The sequence below is a fragment of the Bacillus sp. AFS037270 genome, assembly GCF_002585305.1.
In genome coordinates this window covers 199,874-221,831 of sequence record NZ_NUNF01000014.1, presented here as the reverse complement: position 1 = coordinate 221,831, position 21,958 = coordinate 199,874, and the positions used below count along the sequence as shown (strand labels likewise).

Annotated in this window: 23 protein-coding genes and 1 pseudogene; 5 read left to right on the top strand and 19 right to left on the bottom strand. The window is 38.0% G+C overall.

The features are described 5' to 3' along the window. Window positions 1–164: 164 nt before the first annotated feature. From COD92_RS32715 to COD92_RS07680, 9 genes and pseudogenes are all read right to left on the bottom strand, one after another. Window positions 165–398, bottom strand: coding sequence for an SDR family NAD(P)-dependent oxidoreductase (locus tag COD92_RS32715; RefSeq protein ID WP_483295672.1), 234 nt, complete (start codon window positions 396–398; stop codon window positions 165–167). Between the two features lie 35 nt (window positions 399–433). Beyond that, window positions 434–943, bottom strand: coding sequence for a CBO0543 family protein (locus tag COD92_RS33290; RefSeq protein ID WP_369689349.1), 510 nt, complete (start codon window positions 941–943; stop codon window positions 434–436). 217 nt (window positions 944–1,160) lie between these two features. Continuing rightward, complete coding sequence (locus COD92_RS07710) at window positions 1,161–1,697, bottom strand: ferric reductase-like transmembrane domain-containing protein (RefSeq protein WP_176541255.1); 537 nt, start codon at window positions 1,695–1,697, stop codon at window positions 1,161–1,163. A 1-nt stretch (window position 1,698) separates the two neighbouring features. Continuing rightward, entirely contained in the window at window positions 1,699–2,577 is an 879-nt protein-coding gene (locus COD92_RS07705) for an FAD:protein FMN transferase (protein WP_098531285.1), read from the bottom strand. A gap of 67 nt (window positions 2,578–2,644) precedes the next feature. Beyond that, window positions 2,645–2,986, bottom strand: a complete 342-nt coding sequence (locus tag COD92_RS07700) for a hypothetical protein (RefSeq protein ID WP_098531286.1) — start codon at window positions 2,984–2,986, stop codon at window positions 2,645–2,647. 332 nt (window positions 2,987–3,318) lie between these two features. Beyond that, window positions 3,319–4,692, bottom strand: a complete 1,374-nt coding sequence (locus tag COD92_RS07695; RefSeq protein WP_098531287.1) for an Ig-like domain-containing protein — start codon at window positions 4,690–4,692, stop codon at window positions 3,319–3,321. 235 nt (window positions 4,693–4,927) lie between these two features. After that, window positions 4,928–5,491: a cupin domain-containing protein gene (locus COD92_RS07690; RefSeq protein ID WP_098996181.1), complete on the bottom strand. Its 564-nt coding sequence runs from the start codon at window positions 5,489–5,491 to the stop codon at window positions 4,928–4,930. A 30-nt stretch (window positions 5,492–5,521) separates the two neighbouring features. Beyond that, a pseudogene (locus tag COD92_RS07685) lies at window positions 5,522–6,070 on the bottom strand (cupin domain-containing protein); the annotation flags it as partial. A 240-nt stretch (window positions 6,071–6,310) separates the two neighbouring features. After that, window positions 6,311–8,518, bottom strand: a complete 2,208-nt coding sequence (locus COD92_RS07680) for a YhgE/Pip domain-containing protein (RefSeq protein ID WP_255295264.1) — start codon at window positions 8,516–8,518, stop codon at window positions 6,311–6,313. Between the two features lie 278 nt (window positions 8,519–8,796). Between COD92_RS07680 and COD92_RS07675 the strand changes: the two genes are divergently transcribed. Beyond that, the gene (locus tag COD92_RS07675) at window positions 8,797–9,609 is read left to right on the top strand and encodes an alpha/beta fold hydrolase (RefSeq protein WP_098996105.1); all 813 of its coding nucleotides are present in this window, start codon (window positions 8,797–8,799) and stop codon (window positions 9,607–9,609) included. Window positions 9,610–9,707: 98 nt separating this feature from the next. Here COD92_RS07675 and COD92_RS32710 read toward each other — a convergent pair whose 3' ends face one another. After that, a complete protein-coding gene (locus COD92_RS32710) occupies window positions 9,708–9,842 on the bottom strand; it encodes a hypothetical protein (RefSeq protein WP_255286691.1) in 135 nt (44 codons plus the stop codon). A gap of 241 nt (window positions 9,843–10,083) precedes the next feature. On the opposite strand from COD92_RS32710, the gene COD92_RS32490 reads away from it, so the two are divergent. Together COD92_RS32490 and COD92_RS07665 are read left to right on the top strand one after the other, a co-directional pair. Beyond that, window positions 10,084–10,305, top strand: a complete 222-nt coding sequence (locus COD92_RS32490) for a hypothetical protein (protein ID WP_218011294.1) — start codon at window positions 10,084–10,086, stop codon at window positions 10,303–10,305. A gap of 91 nt (window positions 10,306–10,396) precedes the next feature. Next, the gene (locus COD92_RS07665; RefSeq protein ID WP_098996104.1) at window positions 10,397–11,272 is read left to right on the top strand and encodes an NAD(P)-dependent oxidoreductase; all 876 of its coding nucleotides are present in this window, start codon (window positions 10,397–10,399) and stop codon (window positions 11,270–11,272) included. 334 nt (window positions 11,273–11,606) lie between these two features. Here the strand turns inward: COD92_RS07665 and COD92_RS07660 are convergent, their stop codons facing one another. The 5 genes from COD92_RS07660 to COD92_RS07640 all read right to left on the bottom strand — a co-directional run bounded on the left by COD92_RS07660 (window position 11,607) and on the right by COD92_RS07640 (window position 16,813). Then, the gene (locus COD92_RS07660; protein WP_176550411.1) at window positions 11,607–12,098 is read right to left on the bottom strand and encodes a DUF6584 family protein; all 492 of its coding nucleotides are present in this window, start codon (window positions 12,096–12,098) and stop codon (window positions 11,607–11,609) included. Window positions 12,099–12,200: 102 nt separating this feature from the next. Beyond that, entirely contained in the window at window positions 12,201–12,638 is a 438-nt protein-coding gene (locus tag COD92_RS07655; RefSeq protein ID WP_141561083.1) for a WapI family immunity protein, read from the bottom strand. 404 nt (window positions 12,639–13,042) lie between these two features. Further along, on the bottom strand, window positions 13,043–13,957 hold the full coding sequence (locus COD92_RS07650; RefSeq protein WP_098996101.1) for a CPBP family glutamic-type intramembrane protease: 915 nt from the start codon (window positions 13,955–13,957) through the stop codon (window positions 13,043–13,045). Window positions 13,958–14,069: 112 nt separating this feature from the next. Beyond that, a complete protein-coding gene (locus COD92_RS07645) occupies window positions 14,070–14,717 on the bottom strand; it encodes a DUF3885 domain-containing protein (RefSeq protein ID WP_098996100.1) in 648 nt (215 codons plus the stop codon). 1,175 nt (window positions 14,718–15,892) lie between these two features. After that, complete coding sequence (locus COD92_RS07640; protein WP_098531295.1) at window positions 15,893–16,813, bottom strand: LysM peptidoglycan-binding domain-containing protein; 921 nt, start codon at window positions 16,811–16,813, stop codon at window positions 15,893–15,895. A 322-nt stretch (window positions 16,814–17,135) separates the two neighbouring features. Here COD92_RS07640 and hpf point away from each other — a divergent pair, with 322 nt between their 5' ends. Then, on the top strand, window positions 17,136–17,675 hold the full coding sequence (gene hpf, locus COD92_RS07635) for a ribosome hibernation-promoting factor, HPF/YfiA family (protein WP_098531296.1): 540 nt from the start codon (window positions 17,136–17,138) through the stop codon (window positions 17,673–17,675). Window positions 17,676–17,764: 89 nt separating this feature from the next. Then, window positions 17,765–17,899, top strand: coding sequence for a BA3454 family stress response protein (locus tag COD92_RS07630; protein ID WP_098531297.1), 135 nt, complete (start codon window positions 17,765–17,767; stop codon window positions 17,897–17,899). Window positions 17,900–18,034: 135 nt separating this feature from the next. Here the strand turns inward: COD92_RS07630 and COD92_RS07625 are convergent, their stop codons facing one another. From COD92_RS07625 to COD92_RS07610, 4 genes are read right to left on the bottom strand one after another with little or no spacing between them, the layout of a single operon-like run. Continuing rightward, on the bottom strand, window positions 18,035–18,685 hold the full coding sequence (locus COD92_RS07625; RefSeq protein ID WP_098531298.1) for a YesL family protein: 651 nt from the start codon (window positions 18,683–18,685) through the stop codon (window positions 18,035–18,037). A 15-nt stretch (window positions 18,686–18,700) separates the two neighbouring features. Further along, on the bottom strand, window positions 18,701–20,122 hold the full coding sequence (locus COD92_RS07620) for a glycoside hydrolase family 32 protein (RefSeq protein WP_176550407.1): 1,422 nt from the start codon (window positions 20,120–20,122) through the stop codon (window positions 18,701–18,703). Further along, window positions 20,115–21,101 (bottom strand): carbohydrate kinase family protein, encoded by a 987-nt coding sequence (locus COD92_RS07615; protein WP_098531300.1) that lies wholly within the window; start codon window positions 21,099–21,101, stop codon window positions 20,115–20,117. The genes COD92_RS07620 and COD92_RS07615 overlap by 8 nt, the downstream gene beginning before the upstream one ends. Further along, complete coding sequence (locus COD92_RS07610; protein WP_098531301.1) at window positions 21,101–21,946, bottom strand: carbohydrate ABC transporter permease; 846 nt, start codon at window positions 21,944–21,946, stop codon at window positions 21,101–21,103. Before COD92_RS07610 ends, COD92_RS07615 begins: the two co-directional genes overlap by 1 nt. Window positions 21,947–21,958: the final 12 nt, after the last annotated feature.

The window sequence follows — 21,958 nt, the reverse complement described above, 5'->3', positions numbered from 1 at the left end:
ACATTCTAATGCTTGTATTTCTCTTTTATTGCTTGATGGGCAAGCAGGAGTGATCCTGTTATTCCATCAGATTGCTCAGAGGCAAGAAACTATAGGCTTTCCCATGATTTCTGGTTTCAGAAGTTGGAAAATCCCTTCTAGTTGCTTTTTCACTTCATCAGGTATCATACCAGTACCGTGGCACCTCCAGGAAGGAGCATATTTACCGAACCACCAAACTCTATTAGGTCTTCCGCCATAATATAGGACAGAGACTCGGTAGCAGCACGTGATGGACCATATGGGACGAATCCTTTTCGTTTCATTGTTTCGTAATTCATCGAAATGTTAATGATTTTTCCTCTTCCCTGCTCGACCATGAGAGGAGCGAATCTTCGAGAGTCTACATCTTCTCCGATACTTACATATTTGTTGTAGTATTGACTTACTTAAATCATCTAAACTTCGTAACTGGAATCTGAAAGTATAGGATTAAAAACGCAGAACATACAAAGCAAAGGACCCATGCCCAAAGCGGCCTCGTATAGTGGAGGCGCAGTCCAATAAACAGAAATAGCCAAACCACGCAAGACCAGCCATAATTCCAACCATGAGTATAGGAGATAAGATTTGCACTCCTAAACAGGTACTCCATCATCACCTCAAAAATAAACCAGATGCCAATATATAAAACTTGCTTAGGCCAATGGGAATGATACGGGTATAAGGATAAATACAGTAAGGTCAGGCTGGGGAAGGTGATAAATGTTAAGATAAATTCCGCAATAGTATGGTTAGGTACTATTAACGAACCACGAAAAGTCCATAATGGGTATTCGTACATAAGGACGGAAATAAAAAAATCAACACTTATAATGAAAAGGATGGTGGGATAGTATTTCCTCCAATTTCTCCAATCAGCAAACCGCCAAGTGCAAATTATATAGATAAAGGGAAGCACCATTCTTAAATATGATACCGTTGTATGCAACATGACGTCTCCCTCCTTCCAAACTAGTCTCTCTACCTATTAGTATTATTCATATTGAGAGCGTTTAAACGATTAGAAATATAATCGTTATTTTTAGCAAAAGTACGAAGCGAAGCATGTCTTCTTAAAAATAATCACTCAACCCAAAAACAGCATAAAAAAATGGCTTGGAGAAACCTCCAACCCATTTCTAAATTGCCCCATTTCCTTCGGTTAGCTTCTTCTTATCAGAAGGAAACATTCCGAGCATAAGAACAACTGGCACAATATTAACAACAGCCAAAACTGTCCCTTGGAAGTCCGTACCACTCATTAACCCGTGTGCTGTTACTAAAATATACAGAATAGGGTTAAGAGCATGCAGCTTTTTCCATCTCTGATAACCAATTTTCTTACGGAACTTCGAAGTGACAATCGTTAAAATTAAGAAATAAAAGCCGATAGATCCTAATCCCATAGAAATGGTTTCATAGCTGCCGCTAAATGGAATCAGTATATCAGACCAACTAAATTTCATGTAAGCATCAATCAATAAAATTCCTAAGTGACCGACAGTCATAATCAATGACCAATCTGACACTACCTCATGAAAATGCAGGAGATTATTCACTTTCTTTTTCCGTTTCTTCTGTACCGCAGAATATAGTCCTGTTAATGCCGCCAAATATAATAATAGATAAGCCACAACCCCAGTCGCCCGGATTGCGTACCATTCTAAAGACTCCATGTTATTCGCCACCTCTCCAAATTTCTTTAGCTTCATTTATGATAACCGCTGGATTTTTTTTGACAGAAAGCAAGGCCTTCCCGCGCTCTTCTCCTAATAAAAGTACCACTTTTGCTAATACATCCGCTTCTACAGCCGTTGGCGCCGTTACAGTAGAAGAAATAATGGTGCTCGCAGATGGCTCGCCTGTTGTGGCATCAATAAGGTGATGCTTACTTTTTCCGCTCACCTTCCACCTTCTTTTCATCGAAGTAGAAGTAGCTACAGCCCCATCGGATACCTGAATGGAAGAGAGCATTTTTGATGGGTCAAAGGGATCTTCAATACCAATATTTAAGGGCCGTAGCAGACTTCCAAAAATCCGAATATCTCCGCCCACATTAACAAAACCAAATCCATAACGCGATAAGATATCAGCTGCACGATCAACCACCCAGCCCTTTGCGATTCCACCTAAATCAATACCAGTGTGCAAAACCACCGTTTGTCTATCCTCATCTAATTGATAAGGTCTGAATTTCGTAAACACTGGAGCTGTAGGGGAGGGAGCCGCTAACTCCCGCCCTTTGATAAACTCAATTGATTTTGTATAGCCGCTGTTTTCAATCGCTGACAATATACCTGGGTTGAACACCCCATTTGTTTCTTCGTAAAATCTAAGTGCTTCTTTTAAAATGCTAAAAAATTGATCCGATACCTCGACTTCTTTTTCTAGCTGCTGATTTAATCTGGATAATTCACTATCTTTTTTGAACCGGCTGCAGGTGTCTTCGACAGATGCGAATAATTTATAAACGGGCATGAGATCATTTGCAAACAATTCTTTACTTATCAATATTTGTACCATTGTACTCATTGAATTGAAGTTATACTTATACATGTTAAGGCTCCTCCTGTAGTAGTATCAAATGCACTATCGTAATCATTGAAATGATACTTATACTTCATCAGGTTCCCCCGGTTGTAGTATCAAAGCCTCCATGTTGACTTGGAAACGAATTGTCTTGTGAAACAGATTGATTATCTGACTGCCCAGTTCCACTTGTGTCTGTAGTCCCGCTGGTATTTGTAGATCCAGTGGTATCAGTAGATTGACTTGGGACCTCGTAGGTGATCGATGAATCTTCGGTACTGCCACTTTGAGATGATTGTGTTGAATTTTGTGTTGTCGCGACTGCAGTTGTATTGGTTGTTGTATCTTTTTTAATTCCCATATATGACATCATTCCTGCGACGAGAGCAAGACTCGCAAAGCTAACGCCCCAAGAGGTAAATTTCTTTTTTTGCATTTGAAGGACTCCTTTCAATTTTTAGATGCTTTCTTTAAGTCCATGTCTGCATTATGATACTCCAACCTTAATTAAGTCTTAACAGAAGTTAAAAAGATAAAATATGTGTTTATATTGAAAAAAGCCAATTCCTGTTAGCGAGGAAGTTGGCTTTTTAACGGTTAAACTATAATTGTTTGGACATCTTGTTTTGACTGTAAAGCTGTCCAAAATGATAAAAACCTGAAGCAGCTGTGTGCTTCAGGTTCTTTGCTTACAGAACATTTCCTTTTAAACGATCACTTCTCAAATCTCCACACCATGGCAACGTGATAGGAATTTGCATACACATTTTAATAGACAGTTACATATACGGACTTGCTTTGATTATAGGCCTTATCCATAGAAATAACCTCTAACTTAGACCCTTTTAACTGAAGACTGATTGTCGCAGAATATTTTCCATAGCTATCTACAGTCGCTTTTCCAATCAATGTAGTCCCTTTATAAATATAAATCGTTGAACCTTTCTCACCTGTACCTGTTACATTTTTTGATAGATAGGTCACTTTATTAACAGTCGGAGTGGCAGGTGGAGTTTTGTCCAACACCTTCAAACTGGTTCCTAAGCTCTGGTTACCTGCTAAGTCGGTCGCATAGATGGTTATGGTTGTATCCGCTCTTTGTGCTGCAGAGAGTTTAATAATAAAATCTCCTGTACTGCTTGCTGTTCCCTGCCCTAGGACAGTACTGCCGAGTTTGATAGTAACTTTTGCATTTGCTTCCGTCTTGCCATTGACAATGGTCTGGTTATCCCCGACTGAATAAACAGTAGGTTTTGCTGGCGCTGTTTTATCCGACACTTTTACAGACACGGTTCCGCTATTGTTTCCAGCGGCATCCTGGGCATAAAATGTCAGGGTCGTTCCTGCTCTTTGGGTTGAAATAGTAAAACTATAGTTTCCTGATGAATCAGCCTTACCCGAGCCAATCGTGGTTGTTCCTAATTTCCCATATACTGTTGAATTTGCTTCTGCTGTCCCAGACACCGTTGTATCCTTATCACTAATTGCACGGACGTATGGCTTGGCAGGCGGAGTCGTATCAACTACCGGCGCAACATAGTAAGGGTTTTTCACTTTAAAAAGTGTTGTATCAGAATAATATGTATCATATATAGAGTCAGAAAGACCCAGTCTTATATAGATATACTGTTGATTGCTATAATCCGCTTTTGCAACATATGAATGTAGATTAGTATTATAATATCCACTTGTGTCAAACTGGGTATATCCGGCAAATGACAAGGTACTGCCAATGTTTTTATAAAATTCAATAGTGGTAATAGTATCTTTGTAATAGGCATAATCACTAGAATCAACGACTTGAATATCCATCTTATCACTTGAATAGTTTGATACAGTTCCAAAGTAAATATCATGGTAGGTGTAGTAACTGTCAGACAAAAGATCTACGTATTGCCCATCGGTCACAAATTGGTAATCACCCGCGTCCGTATAGGATTGACCTTTTATTTTTGATTTTATAAGCGAACTTGGTGGAGTAGTTTTAATGATAGTTTTACCTATTGACTTGGCAGGTTGACTATTTGTTTTACCTACTGACTTGGCCGGCTCACTATTAGTTTGACCGAATGCAATAGATGGGACAATGATAAACAAACAAAAAACTACTAAACTGCTAAATAACGTTTTTAAAGCTTTCACACTTTTTCATCTCCTTTTTCCTCCTATTTTACTAATAAATAGGAAAAAAGTCTTTAATTATTTTGAAAAAATTTCAAATTAACAGTTCTATCTAACTAGAATTCATCAAACAAAAATAAACTCGCAAAAAATGTGGGTTTAGTGGCTTAATTGCGATTAAGTTATATAAGAATTCATGAGCATAGGGACGGTTCCTCTGCTTCGGAAGCAAGAGAACCGTCCCCATGTTTCGATTTCAGTTAGAATCGTCAGACTCAGGAGGTCCAATGACAACTGTTTCATCTATCGGGGATAATACTCTGTCTAATTTTCTTGCATTAACATCATAGGCGAGTTCAAAAACATCTGGCGGTGTTAATCTTAATACGTCTGAACCCTCAATCGATTGGATTTGACCATCATTAAAGGCTACTAAAAGATGTGCTTCCTCGGTAACACAAGTAATCCAATGCCACCATCCCTTTGGCAGGAATGTAACCTGACCAGGCTTAACATGATAAGTTTGCAACTCTAAGGTCGACGGATTAAGAATCGAAATGATTACTTCTCCTGAAATAATGAAATCAAGTTCATCCGAATTTGGATGCCAGTGTGGCTCGCGAATATGAGCCCGGCTTAGAAAGAGGTCCCCTAAAGCTAAATCCTGCATCTCCGGGATTTGAGCCGAGGTAACTTCGTAAAGAACATTCTGAGGATCCCTTCGAAAGCCCACATTATCACTCACATCAAAAAATAGTTCTGGTGAAGTCGGAGAGCCCCACCGCATTCCTTGCCTTCTTCTATTCATTGGTGTAAACATTTCCCTAATCAAGTCATCTAACGGTGCATCATTTTTCGGCCCGATTACGACTGTCTCTTTAATTGGCGCCAATACTTTTGCTAACTTTTCCGCATTTACACCATAAGCCAACTGGAAGACCTCTGGAGGAGTTTTTCGAAGGATGTCGGAGCCAAAGATATTTTCACGTTTTTCATTGTCATATATCGCAACAATATGGGCTTCTTCCGTAATGGATATGATCCAATGCCACCAGTTGATTGGGATAAAAACAACGTCTCCCGGTTTCACACGATAAGTAAGCAATTGTGGTGTGAAAGGATCAAGAACAGAGATAATCGCTTCCCCACTAACGACATAATCCAGCTCAGCCGCATTTGGATGCCAATGTGGTTCTAAAATGTGACCCCTGCTTAGAAAAATGTTATCCAACCCAATATTCCTCAACACTGGTAACTGTGATGAGGTAACTTGAAAGATAATATTATCTGCATCCCGCTTAAAAAACACACTTTTCCTTGAATCGAAGAAAAGATTGGAGGACTTTATTGTCGTTTTCCCACTTGATGATTTTGTGTTATCCATTTGGTTATTTTTCATTTTTAACCTCCTGTCCCAAAATAAGTTTTAAGTCTTTCTTCTTAAAAACCCGCCTTTTATACATATGCCAAGTAGTGCTGTTTGATTGGATTAAAAACCAGTATAATGGGACATCTTTCGGAAAAAGGCATAAATATCAAGGGTTTCTTTAACTGATGCAACTAGCCATGACTTTCAATAGAATATAAAAAAACCCAGTATCTCTGTATAAAGAGACATTGGGTTTTTTCATAGATTCGCTTAAACAACTGGTATGCTTTTCTTAAGTTTAAATTGAAAGAGAAAAAATAATAAAGTGCCCGCATTAAAGATTAATCCAAAAATAGCTAACATTAGTGCTTGGTACCATATATCATGGAGATCATTTCCGATTGAGATAAGATCCCTAAATCCCCTTATAGCATACGTCATGGGGAGGTATGGATTAATATGTTGATAAAATGGGGGCACCAGAGCTATTGGAAATGTCCCTGAGCTGCCGACAATCTGCAATAGAAGTAAAATGAATCCAAGTATCTGTCCTATTTTTCCTAAAAGGGTACAGAGCATTTGCCCTAAAGATAGGAAAGTAAGACTCGCTAGAATGGTAAATAGATATAACCCCAACACATGTTTAACTTCTAAGCCCATCCCCTGGATAAGTATAGTTACAGCTAGAATAGATTGAACCAGCCCAACTATTATCACGACACTATGCTTACTGACAAACCAAGAAACCCCTGATAATGGTTCTAGTGTTGTTTTCTTAAGTTGATAGGTGGAAGCGAAAAATAAGGCACTCGCCATCAAGCCGATTGCTAATATATAAGGAATTATCCCAGCTCCATAGTCATTGACTTCACTGATTGTGTGAGATTCCAACCTTGTTGGATTCGAAAACATATCGAAGTTTTTATCATTCAAATTCAGTTCATTCGTTTGGTCTGCACCTAGATGTAACGAAGAAAGTAATTGACCCGTTCCATCAGATAAAGTGGAAGCCCCCTTATACACAGATGCGGATCCATCTGCTAGTTTTTGAGAGCCGTCACTTAACTGATTGGCGCTATCGTTAAGTTTCTTAATCCCCTGTACATATAGATTACTTGCATTGCCTATTTTTAAAATGCTATCAGAGGCGGTGCTTGTTCCATCGGTTAATTGGTCAGCACCACTTTGTACTCCCGCTATCATTTTGTTAAAAGTCACTAGACTTGTTCGAAAGGTCTGCTGCCCATCTGCTAATTGTTGAGCGCCTTCATACATGGATTGTTGTCCCTTTGCAAATTGATCAAGTTGACTCTGCACATTCTGAGAGCCTTGCAAAACAACTAGAATCATAGACTCGAAATCCGTGATTTTTTGCTCTAAATCCACTGTGGAAGGAGACAAGATTTGATCTAGGTTTGAAAGTAATTGTTGTTTTTCTTGTTCTGAAAGAGTTTTACTTTTCGTAATTAGCTCTTTTTGTTCACTAATTAATTCGTTTTGGCCCTCAAGAATTTGTTTTAAGGAGTTCAATTGGCTCATCAATTCGGACCGTCTTTCCTTCAAATTAGCCAACGCGCTCCATAGTGGGGCCATTTTATCTTGAAACCCAATTGTCTCCTGATAGGACTGCTGTAAACTAACTTTGAGTTCATTCGTTCCTTGTTCCAGTTCTTTAGAACCATTAGCAAGCTTTTCACCGGTCTGGTTTAAGACACCCAAGCCATTTTCTAATTGATCCATGCCGCCATTTAGTTTTTGCATCCCGTTAGAAAGTTGATTTATTTCTGTTTGAAATTGTTGGGTCTCATTGTATACCCTTTGTGTTCCGCCTTTAAAAAGGGCAGCACCAGCCGCTAAACGCTGCGAATAGTCTTGTAGCGTTTCAGTGGCATTTGTCATTTTATTAGCCGCCTGGTCAAGTTTATTCGCTCCGTCTGTTGCTTCTTGTACATTATTAGCGACTTGATTTAAACGGTGAAATAATGTGATGGCGTATTGTTTGGTGATGGAATTGGATATCTTCTCATTAATTTTACTAATTCCAGAGGTAACAATCTTTGATGCAGTATAGTTTTTTCCCGGGTTCGTATAATATTCCAACCCCATTTTGCTAGGATGTTGATCTAACAATGTAGATCCTTTTTGAGAGAAATCTTTGGGGATTTCGACTACCATGTAAAAATCTTCACTTCTTAATCCCTTTAACGCTTCTTTATGATTGGTAAATGTCCATTTAAACGAGTGGTTCTGCTTTAAATCATGAACCAAGTCTTTTCCCAGCTGCAAATCCTGTCCAGCAAATGTTGATCCTACATCTTGATTGACTACAGCAATTGGCAGGTCCCCTGTTTTTGAGTAAGGATTTCTAAAAGCGGATAAAAAAATGCTGCTATAAATCAACGGTACAAAAAGAATGGCTAACAATGTTAATCCAGTTTTGGGATGACTGAAAATATGTCTCCACTCTTCCTTTATCATATTCAACTATATTATCCCCCATTATTTCTAGATACCAATTTTTTTATTGGGCCCTTATTTAATAGGCTTATTTTACCATATTATTTCCTTAGATGTTAGATACTTCTTTTTCTAAAATAACAAAAGTTTTTCAACAATTTTACTTATATGCTTTACTATTCATACGTGACATAATGCGTCTTTCATTAAGCTTGTAAAATACTTGAAACGTTTTTGTTCATTTCCTTGATGACCAAGAATATAGTCTAAAAGAATACTCAACTTATGGAGGAAGCTGTATGGGCTACTATATTCAAGTGGAAGCAAACGTGTCCATTTATGTAGAAGACGTTAATCCTGGGAGCGACAAGGCCATTTTGTTCCTTCATGGCTGGCCGGGAAACTATCAGTTGTTTGAATATCAGTTTAACCAACTGCCAAAAATGGGCTATCGTTGTATTGGCTGGGATCAAAGAGGATTCGGGAAATCAGATAGACCTTGGGGAGGATATGATTACGACAGACTTGCGGATGATTTGAGGGCTGTTATCGAAGCACTACATTTACAAAATATCACGCTGGCAGGACACTCCACCGGTGGAGCGATTGCCATCAGATATATGGCCCGTCACGGCGGTTATGGGGTTTCCAAGCTCGCCCTAATGGCCGCGGCAGCACCAAGTTTGATCCAACGTCCCTACTTTCCACATGGCCTAAAAAGAGAAGATGTACTCAATATCATTAAGGGAACCTATAATGATCGGCCCAACATGCTGCGAGGATTTGGAGACACATTTTTCTTCCAGCATGCCACCCAAGCATTCTCAGATTGGTTTTTTCAATTAGGACTGCAGGCTGCAAGCTGGTCGACTGCGGCTATTGCAAACACGTGGTTAAACGAAGAAAAACTATTTTATGATTTAGCACAGATTCACGTTCCGACACTCATTCTCCATGGTGTCCATGACCAAGTTTGCCTCTTCCCGTTAGCTGAAGCACAAAAACAAGGAATCAGAAATTCCAAACTAGTGCCATTTCAAAACAGCGGACACGGACTATTCTGGGATGAACGAGATAAACTCAATCGAGAGTTGGCGTACTTTATTGGATAGATGGGAGCATGGGGACGGTTCTCGTGCTTCCATTTTGAATAGCGAGAACTCTCCCCATACTTCCATATTAGTGCAAAAAAAAAAAACGATTCTCATCTTTATCTTTGAGAGTCGTTTTTAAATAATTCAACCACATATTGTAGTTCACTTTTACTGCATGGTTTTAAAGCGAAAGCGGATGCTGCCATGTATTTTCCATAAACATTCATAAAGTTTTCCATTGCTCTTTTCATTTTATTACCACCTTCCATAATTTATATATTGATTATCATACAGAATGGTGTATTTTGGAAAAGCTCCGGAAAACGGAAACATTCCTCATAAAAACGGGTACATTTCCAATGTAAGCGTACATTTCATAATGTTTTCTCACTATTTCGCTGTTTTTCTTCGTTTTTCATTTGGAATCACAGGGACGGTTTTCTTGCTTCGGAAGCAGGAGAACCGTCCCCATGATTCTGAACAAAGCGGGCAATGGTTGACGGTGTTGTAATAACTTTTGTAGTATATAACAAACTAATTTCGTATAAAAAGAAAGGAAGTGCATTCACGTTCACTACACATCTCACTCAGGAAACACAAAATGGAAAAGCAGCAAAAGAGATGGCCGCAGCGAAGCCAAACCCAATGATTAACGGCCACCAAGACTGGATTGACGGACTAGCTCAGGCAGCAGCACAACATAAACGTCCCTAAACATTTATATCTAACAGAGACTCAGACGAACCGCACTCTCTCGAAGATGGCGGTCTATCATCTTAATCAATGAGACAGGAGGAATAGAAAAATGCACACATTAGGATGGATTGGATTAGGTCATATGGGCGAACCGATGGCAAAGAATCTCTTAAACGCAGGATACAAGGTGAATGTATATAATCGCTCCCCAGAAAAGGCAGCCACTTTAGTAGAATCTGGAGCCACTAAACTACATTCACCTCAAGAAATAGTGGAACAATCCGATATTATCTTTATCATGTTATCAGACGCTAGTGCTGTAAAAGCGGTATTAACTCAAGAAAACGGAATCTTAGAAGCTGCAAAACCAGGTAAAATAGTCGTCGACATGAGTACAATTTCACCTGAAGATTCCTATTCATTTGCGAATTTGGTAGCAGAAAGAGGCGGCATATACATAGATGCCCCAGTATCTGGTTCAGTAGGAGCAGCTAAAACAGGGCAATTAGTAATTCTTGTTGGCGGCGATGAAAAGGCGATTGAAACATGCCAGCCTTATTTTAAAATATTAGGGAAAGAAACGATTCATTTTGGCTCTAATAAAAAAGGCAGTTCTGCAAAATTAGCGATTAACTTATTACTTGGTATAATCGGACAAGGGATCGGAGAAACAATATTATTTGCGGAGAAATCAGGACTAGATAAAGAGAAAGTAATGGAAATGATTTCTCAATCAGGTATGAACACCCCTCTATTCCAAGGAAAAAAAGAGATGTACCGCAAAGAGGAATTCCCTTCTGCCTTTATGTTGGAGCTAATGTCCAAAGATTTAGGCTTAATTAAAGCGGAGGCCGATCGTTTGGAAACCGAATTGCCTCTAGCTGAAGTCGCAAATGCTACTTATCGCTCAGCCAAAGAAAATGGTAAAGCAAAGCTAGATATGGCTGCTGTTTATTTAGAGTTGAAGGAAAAAAATAATTTGTGAATTATAGAGCATTTCGAAACTAGTTAATCCCTAATTTTTGATGTTGTCGATTTAATCATATATGGGTAGCCAATACCCCATTGACTACCCAAACTGTTCTGTTTATCCAATCACGGTCGTCAATAGCCTCAATTGTCTACTCTAACTGCTCTATTTTTCCAATCACAGTCGTCAATAGCCTCGATTGTCTACCCTAACTGCTTTATTTTTCCAATCTCGGTCGTCAATACCCTCAATTGTAGTCTGCATTCCTTTCGCTCCATTCACTGATTATATAAATTGGCACAGATCCTTGATATTTGAAGTACAACGCCTAAGAGGATTTGGAAGTTTATTAAAATATCCATCTAAAAACTGCGTAAATACCAATTAATATAAAGCAAACGATTAGTATAAAAATAGAGAAGCATCCGATGGTGACTAACCTATCACCAAATGTATCAGCAGGCTCTTCAAGTAATCTTTCTTTTACTTTTTCCTTAATAGGAGAGTATCCTGGATCTAATTGCAATTTTTGTATAATTTCAGGATTTCCTTTAAATTTTAAAGCCCTTGATATTCTATATGGATTATTTCCCTCAGATTTTTCGAACACCGCACACGCTTTTTCCATTTCCGGTGTCTTATCCTCTTCTAGGTACCAATACCGACCGGCCATTGTAGGATATTTTAAAGCAGAATAAATATCTCCTAATTTTCTACGAAGCTCTAATTCATCCGGATAAGTGGAAATTAATCCATGTAGCCTATCTCTCGCTTTTCCTAAATCCCCATTTTTAATGTCCTCTTCTATCTTTTTTAAAGTTTTATCAGGTATCTTTCCTATTTCTGCCGCCCTCCTTTTATATTCTTTTGCTCTTACATTTACCTAATGATGATATTTGTTATATCTAACAAATCCAATTCACTAAAAACTTTAGCCATTTTATTACGAATTAGGGTTTCCGAGTACAGGAAAGACAGAAAGGATTGTTTCTATTTCCCTAACTATTCCTTTTAAGTAGGATTGATCTGAACAGAAATCAAATTTTAAGACTGCCCCAATTCCTGCTGGATAGCATGTTTCAACTGTCCAAAATATTACACCCTGTTTGTTGATCTTACATTCAAGTTCCAAATAACCATCTAAATTGAAAAGAATAGCCTTCCCTTTCAACTTTTTATCCATTAATGTCAGCTCATTAGCAAAATCACTTAACTCATCTGTTCTTAAATCTGCGTTGAATTGAGCTTTATATCCTGGTATATCTATGTTTATTTTTGAAGTAATCCAATTACCATCCCAATAATCGGTATAGTCAGGATGGCTTCTACAAATCACTTCTATCTCTATTCTTGTATCCATACCTATTAGATGCAATTTCACCATATCACCCTCTAGTTGAATAGATTTATAATATCAGGTTAATTATTTCTTTCTAACTATCAAAAATACCCCTAATCCAGCAACACCAATTAACAAAATTAAAGCGAATGTTGGCATTGCTAAATCGATCCCCCAACTCAATTGTCCGCTCTTTGTTGCTACAAGAGAAGCAGAAGCTTTAATTGAGTCGGATAATTCTTGCACCCAAATTGGCAGTTTAAGAACACTTATCTTTTACCTACTTGACTTCTACTTTGTTTGGTTTTTTAAAAGTATTGTGGCTAATTAATTATTTTCATTCATTTGGTGAGATAACCTATGCTTTTTTAAACGCATCAGCAAAAGTCTTTGTTCGGATAGTTCCAGTGTGTATATTTGTAAAATCTAATCTATATAGACGATTTTTAATAGAGTGACTGCTTTTTATCCTGGAACAGTTTTAGAGTTACAAATGTTAGTATGCCATACGAAAAAATGATCCAAACAAGATACATCTTTGTATAAAGACTCGATAAAGAGTAGTAATTAGGGAAGAACTGATAACGGGTAAAACCCAGCATTGAGAGAACACTAATATATAAGTAATAGACAAATTTAGCACCTATTGCTATCTCCAAACTATTGGTTTTAGCCGTTATGTACGATAAAAGGATTCCTATAACGATATAACTTAATCCTGTATAGACAGGTTCCAAATCCATGAGGTAAGGATCGACATAAATAAGCAATCCTCCATTAATAAGACCGACAATAATAGAGAGTACAATTTTGTTACTAACCTTTGTACCAATCAACTGCATCAGGTAACTTCTTAAAAAGAACTCTTCCATCAATGTTTGAATAGGTAAAAAGATAATTAATAATCCTAATACCTTTAAAAAGACTTCCGTGTTGAGTCTGTTTAACTCGTAATCACTTGGGAAAAGTAAATAGTCAAAAAATGTTGTTACACACATTGGTAACAATAGTATTAAAAAGCCCCAACCAATTTTCCTCCAATTCACCTTTTTATTTGGTGTAATCAAGGTAAGCACACTTCTCCTATGAATCAGCAGCATAACCAACGCAATACCAATCAAACAAAGAACATTGTAAAGTTGAAGAAAAGAATAGTTAATATAGGGATTCATTGAAAAAGCTTGGTTTAAATCAGGACTATAAAAACTAGCGGCACTCCCGTCGCGCTCTACATACCACTTGTATACTTTCGTAGCTAAATGATCACTTAATATTAAAATGGTCAGCAGTAGAAAAAAAGAAATGATATAATTCCACCAATTATTAATACCCATATTATTTTTTAAAAAATTCTCCTCCAAAAGTGCATTCACCCCAAAAAATGTAATGATATAGCCTATTCTAATCCGATAAAACAACAGAAAGCTGCCAAAGAAATTAAATTTTACGGAAATCCCCGTAGAATGTAATTTTTTATTTAAACAAAGTATCTATTTTTTTTCTGTCATAATCTAATATCCAAGAGTTTAATTCTTCATACAGGTAACGTATCATCTCTTTATTAGAAGCTAAAACATCGCATCCTCGATCGTCATACAAGTGAAAAATGATCTTTTTAGTGAGATTAATAAAATATATTTCATAACCACTCTCCTGATTATTTTTTAAGATAGTGGATGGGTGAGCAAAGTCTTCATAACAGATGCCTTTTAAAAGCTGGACATATCTTATCTCGTCCCTTTTACAAGGAAGGACAAATCGATGAATTACCGTCCGGTCTTCTTCATCCTTGAAAAAATACTGATATTGTAATTGGTTCAATTTATTTTTATCTTTAATATACTTTTTATAAACATTTAGAGGTTTCCTTCGCAAAAAGTGGTTATCACTCGTAGTAAGAACGTCAGTAACTAAAAGATTAACATCTCTCTCTTCAAATACCTTTCTGAATAGCGAAATCGAACGTTGAAAAGTTTGATCCCAACTTTCCTTTGAATCGTTGGGGAACAAGGGATTGGAGATTTCAAACCTAATACTATTGCTCCACGAATAAAATAGTGGAGGTGCTAATGTCAGCCCTTCAAAATACTCATCTAAAAATGAATATAAATCTCTAATCATTTTTCCACCTACTCGATCTTATTAATAATCATAATGACACCATTTGTTGTTAATTCTTCAGTTTAGCATTTAAATATGATAAAGTTCATCATCAGAAGCAAATGTCGATAGGCTTTCGTCTTTGTAAGGTCGTCTGTTTTTACATATGACGGTAAGAGATTTGAACATTTTTTAATTTTTATTACTCCTTAATTTCATTATAAAAGTAAATATATGTAAACCCAAGCAGTTCTTTGAATGAAACAAAGGATACCGAAATAGCTCGGTATCCTTTGTCTCTATACAACAGAAATATTTTCATTCAGCAGCCGTTTTCGATAGACGATTTTTGATAAGGTGACACTTAACTCATAAAGAATGAGTAAAGGGGAGCATGGGGACGGTTCTCGTGCTTCCACTATGAATAAAAAGAACCCTCCCCATACTTCCATATTTAATGCAAAAAAAAACGATTCTCATCTTTATCTTTGAGAGTCGTTTCTAAACAATTCAACCACATATTGTAGTTCACTTTTAGTACATGGTTTTAAAGCAAATGCCGATGCTGACAGGTACTTTCCGTAAGTATTTATAAAGTTTTCCATTGCTTTTATCATTTTATTACCACCTTCAATAATTTATATATTTATTATCGTACATAATGGTTTAATTTGACAAAGGCATGGAAAACGGGAACATTTCTAGTGTAAGCGTGTATCTTATGTTGTTTTCTCATGTTTTCAGTGTTTTTCTTAGAAATTCTACATAGGGCTAACCCCTGAAGCCCAAAGATTAGAAATCTAGTATTCCGCGTTGGTGCCATTTAAAAACAACTGTCACAGACTCTGATAGGAACGTGATAATCAAATAAAGAATTAGCCCATTTTTTGCTTTAAAACGACATATATTCGACCATAATCCCTATAGGCTTTACTAATCAAACGTTTGGTTAAAAAAGCCAAAATGGTCGTTCTTCAAGAATTCCTCTTATAAACTATTAAAAAATTTTGTCGAATATTTCACAGGGAAAAACTTAATTTCCCGGAAAATTCTCCTTTATTCGTTTGGACTGACATGGTTCTCTTCTTTTTCCGATTATTCACCACTAACCAAACGATTGTTTAAAAATGAGATGAGCCGCATCAATAGTGTATTTCACTTTCCAACGTTTAAAAGAAATGTCGAGAATCGCGGGATTATTTCACACGTATTTTTTGACCAGCCCGGATAACATTCGGGACACGAATACCATTCCAAGTTTGCAGCTGGGCCATTGTTGTTTCGAAAACCAATGCTATTTGAGACAAAGTATCTCCCGCTTTTATGATGTAAAAAGCAGGACCTGGTGATTTTTCAATAGAAAGGCGCAAAATCTGACCTGCATAAATGATGTTAGGATTTTCGATTTTATTTAATTTTACCAACTCATCAACCGTTGTATTAAATCTCGCAGCAATTCCGCTTAATGTATCACCTGGTTGAACAGTATAGGTGGTTATAGCAGGCTGGGGCGGACCTGCAGGCGAGACAATTCTGCTCCACGATCCAGCACTATTCGAAAATTCATTATAATCAACTTGGATACCTGCTAGTGTTGTATTATGCTGATATTGAAGAATATGGATAAAATCAGCTACATTGCCACGAGACCATGAAGTTGTCTGCCAATAAAAATCCACGGCATGGTAACGAAAAAGCGTTTGGAGCACAGAATAGGAACCATATACTCCCACTTTATAACTTTTGTCCATTCCGTCTCGCACACCCGAAAAATAGTTTAAAATGGAGGCCATGTCAGATGGTTGAGCATCATAATCAACAGCCAAGTAAATGGCGCTTCCTTCTGTTTGTTCAATTGTGTTTGCATAAGAAGATGCTTCTTTTGCATCAGAGATCCCTTTGTCCTTTGTAAAATAAGCTGCGTTCGTCGGATTGGTTTCCCATATACTTACGATCTTTAACCCGGCATCTAAAATGGCGTCTGCCTCTGGTTTGTCCATTGATTTCCAACTGTTTCCGAGGTAGCGTGCTACATACTGAATACCATTGGATTTGAGGCCAGCTAGTAATCTATTATTAAGCTTTGTTGCGCAGTCCACTCCGTTTAATTCCCTCATATGAATTCCCTCCAATTTTAAGAGTATTTTCGATTTCCGATTCTGCCGTGACCTACTTTAAATTAATCAATCTATCTGCTATGTTTTACCTTCTTAATTATATTTATGTTAGCACAAAACTATTGTTTGATTTCCACACATTGCTTCTCCATTCCTTGCATTACAAGTAGTCCTCGTGTTTTTTAAAATTGCATCCTATTCCTATTAAAAGTTAAGGAAACATTCAGGTTAGTCGTGCACAATACAGACATGGTTAAAGAAACATTAATGTCTTATATTTCATCTAACGATTAATTGATAAATAATTAGGAGGAATTCACAAATGAAATTTAACATCCGTGGAGAGAACATTGAGGTAACTTTTGCAATAAGGGAATATGTTGAAAAGAAAGTATCAAAGCTAGAACGCCACTTAATCAAGAAGGAAGCTGCAACCGTAAATGTAAATCTAAAGATTAATCCTGATAAAACATCGAAGGTAGAAGTGACGATATCACAGCCGCACCTTGTCCTACGGGCAGAGGAAACCCATATGGATATGTACGCTGCCATTGATTTAATCCTGGATAAGCTGGAACGTCAAATCCGTAAATATAAAACAAAAGTCAATCGTAAATATCGTGAGAAGACTGGAATTGGCGCCGCCTTCGCAACCAATATAAATGAAGAGGATACAGAAGACCAGTTGGAAGTGGTTCGAACGAAGCAATTTGACCTTAAACCTATGGACAGTGAAGAAGCGATTCTTCAAATGGATCTGATTGGTCATAGCTTCTATGTATTCACCGATGCTGATACAAATCGCACCAATGTCGTCTATAAACGTAGAGACGGACGATATGGTTTAATCGAATCGCGTTAATATAATCCTTATTAAGAGGATTAGGAAATGAATATATGGGTAAACAATCTATGAAAAAATATTAACTATCTAAAAGGAGAACAAACATCATGTGCATGTATACCATCTATGTACCCTTCAAGGGAAAATTATATCAAACTAATGTTATAGCTGATAAAAACCTGACACAAGAAGAAATTCACAGGATTGGAAAAGAGCAAGTGTTGAAACAATGGGCAAATTAAACAATTAATATGATTTAAAGAGTTCACAGAACCCTTACTGATTAAATAGTGGAACCCATTCTAAATGTTAATTAGAATGGGTTCTTTTTGTTTAGCAAAGAATGTCTTCAACCAAATCTCCCCGCCACTCTAATATTAACTAGAACGTGGATCAGATCCCGTAGTGAAAGGAATATACCTCGATTGTATCATTGGCAGCTTCCCAACTTTATCAAACGCCATCATCGAAAACCGGAATGAGATCATCGAAACAGGAACAACAATAACAAGAACCATTAATGGCGCATAAAAAAGTACCATACCTGCCCCAATCCACATCAGGATAATGGCAAAAGTTGTCTTCCCATCAATAATAGAAAACGTAAACGCCTGTTTAATCAGTTCAAGTCCTTTTGTCTGATAATGAACCATAATCGGAAACAACATAGCACTAGTCAACATATAAAGAATAAACGTTGTCACTGTTACCACAATCAGTACCACTTTTACGGTGCCAGGCACCTGCAAGAAAAAGTAAACATCTACTAAAAGCAGCATCCCAAGGAATAGCCATAGAGTGCCCACCAGAAATCCTTGTTTAAAAAATAACCGATATTCATGGATAAAGCTCCGAATGACGCTTTCATCCTTATACAAATGCCACTTTCTAATTACTCCATACATCGCGGCAGTGGAAGGTCCAATTGTCAATACGGGCATCGAACAAATCACCCATAAGAAATTTAGGATGACGATGTTCGTAACAGTTTTCAAGAATATAGAGGTCTTTCCTTCCCAAGGATTCATGGTTAACACCCTTTCTTATTTCCAAGTAGATTCAAGATGACGTAACTCAACATTTTCTAAAATAACTTCCCCATCCAAAGCCCTGAAGTCTAAGGTAAATTCGGACTCTAATGGAAAGAATAACTCTGTCATTACACGATTACCCTGATTGACAAACAGCTCAATGGAGGTTTTATCGAGTATCAAGGTAAAATCATTCAATCTTGCCAATGGCATCCGGTCAATGCTGGCAAAAAGCTCAGTAAAGGATACCTGACCACTATCCCTACGGTCGATCCGCACTTCTTTTCTCTTTTGATCAAAGACAATCTCCAGCCGTTCCTGCTCTCCTCTAAAAGTGATCAAAAACTCGGAAGCCGTACTCTTCATCACATTTGCTTTCACAAATAATTGACGGTTATCCAATTCAACTTGATATGTCTCACTAGACCTTAAAGTGATCGTTTCATTTGACAGTACCACTTTCTTAAATAATGAAGAAAGATCAATAGGGGATTGAACCAAGGTGAACTCCCCATCAACCCGGCGCAGTCCCAACTTCCTTGGTATCGACATCGCACTCCTAAACGGCTTAGATGGAACTTGATTGGCATATTGCCTGTTACTCATCCAGCCAATCCAGATCGGATTAGGAAAATTACTCCATGTTACGGCAGCATAAAAATCACGTCCATAATCCGCCCATTTCACAACTTCCGGACGATCATCACAAATAAACTCCACACCATCAAATTCCCCAACAAAATACTGGACAACAGAACCACCATTCGGCCCGCCTGGATTAATACTGACAATCAATACCCATTTCTTTTGGTCTTCCCCTTCAACCGGCAATTGAATTAAATCCGGGCACTCCCAAACTCCACCATGCGCTCCGTATTCACTTCCGAACGCCGATAGAAGCTCCCAATCAATCAGATTGGGTGAGCCATAAAATCGAATACAATCACCGCTCGCAAGCGACATCACCCATTTTTCTGACTCTTCATGCCAAAATACTTTCGGATCACGGAAATCCTTTTGTCCCGGATTTGGAATAACCGGGTTCCCTGCATACTTAACCCAAGTTATCCCCCTATCATTGGAATAGGCAATACTTTGCTTTTCATTATCCTCACCATGATGGGTGAAAATCGCGACCATCACATCCTCATCCGACGTCTTTAAGCCGCTTGTGTTCTGCGTGTCAACGACCGCACTGCCTGAAAAAATCTGCCCTAACTCATCTGGATAGAGTGCAATCGGCAGCTCCTCCCAATGCAGCAAATCTTTACTTACGGCATGCCCCCAATGCATGGGCCCCCATACCATACTGTGCGGATGATATTGATAAAAGAGATGGTACTCTCCCTTGTAATACACCAATCCATTCGGATCATTCATCCAATTTTCTTTTGGGCTGAAGTGAAGCTGGGGCCGATATTGCTCATCATACATGTTGAACACCTCTAATTATTTTTTCTAATTCATCCAAAGGAGGTACAACACTGAACCCGCCCTTTACCGTAGTCGAATAAGCGGCTGCACGATTTGCAAATTGCAGCATATCCGCTAAATCCTGTTCCGTTAATTCATGAATTGATTTATTTTTAACTAAAAACTGATGCAGCACCGATGCCATAAAGCAATCCCCAGCCCCTGTCGTATCCACAGGATGTACCGTATGTCCATCTTCTTCAAGGACGTGTCCGTTACAAACGACCAACGCACCTTCTTTCCCTTTTGTCATAACCAACAACGGAATATTGTGGGTTTCTGCCAGTACTTGAGAAGCCATCAAGGCATCTTCTTCATTCGTAATAAATTGTACTTCCTCATCCGAAATCTTGACGATATCCGCCCACTTTAATCCTTCGACCATCCACCGTTTTGCCTCATCTTGATTCTCCCATAATAACGGTCGATAGTTTGGATCATAGCTAATGGTTTTATGGTTCTCTTTGGCATATTTCAATGCTGCCAATGTCGCTTCTCTCGACGGATGATGGGTTAAGGACAAAGAACCAAAATGAAAGACCTCAGCCTCTCGAATTAGACCCAAATGAATCTCATCCTTTGTTAAAAGCTGGTCTGCCCCGGGATTACGGATAAAATCGAAGGTCCGATTCTTTTCTTCATCCAAAGATACAATCGCTACTGTTGTTGGGGCTGATCTTTCAGTCAGCACATAATCAACATTGATATTTGCGCCTTTTACTTGTTTCCTCAGATAGCCGCCAAAAGCATCGTTCCCTACCTTTGAAATATAAGCGGTCGTATGTCCCCACTTGGCTAATCCTGACAATACATTAATCGGCGCACCGCCGACCTTTGCTTCATAGGAGGGGGCATCGGCGGTATAATCATGATGGGGAATTAAATCAATCAGTAATTCCCCTAAGGATACAACTTCGCACTTGCCATTTTCCTCTTTCATTAACCTTTCACCCCACTAGACGTAATTCCTTGGACATAATAACGTTGGAAAAATAAGAAAATCAAAATGACCGGAATGGTTGTTAACGTAAGGGCAGCCATGATCTGACCATATTGAATGTTGTTATCGGTGAACAAATATTGAATCCCTATTTGTACTGTCTGAATCGACTGGTCAGTTGCCACAATCAGCGGCCACATAAAGTCACTCCAATGGGTGACAAAGGTTAAAATAGCAGCTGTCGCAAAGACGGGTTTCGAGTTAGGAACAACAATCTTAATAAAAGTCTGCCATGGGGAAGCCCCATCAATTTGGGCCGCTTCTTCCAATTCTTTTGGAAAGCCCATGAAAAACTGCCTGAACAAAAAGATATTAAAGGCGCTGGCGATAAACGGAACAATCAGTGCCGGATATTGATTAATCCACCCAAATTTATTGACGACAATATAGAGGGGAATTAAGACACTCTCAAACGGAACGACATACAAAGCAATGATGATAAGTAATACATAGTCACTGCCAGGGAACTTCAATTTCACGAGAGCATAGGCACAAATTGAATTGACAATGGTACCAAATAGCACAATCATACCAACTGTAAATAAACTATTACCCATGTAATGAAAGAAATTAATATTATCGGAGAAAAGAATTTTTGCATAGTTATCAAACGTCATTTGTTTAGGAATAAACGCTTCAAAGCCCATATCTTTAAAAATTAAGGTTTCAGGTTTGATCGATGCGATAATCATCCAAAGGAGCGGCGAGATAAACAAAAACCCAAGTACAAGGATGCTTATCGTAATCCCTATTTTCCCCATTCTTTTTTTCGTAAGGTTTGTCATCAGTAGTCCACC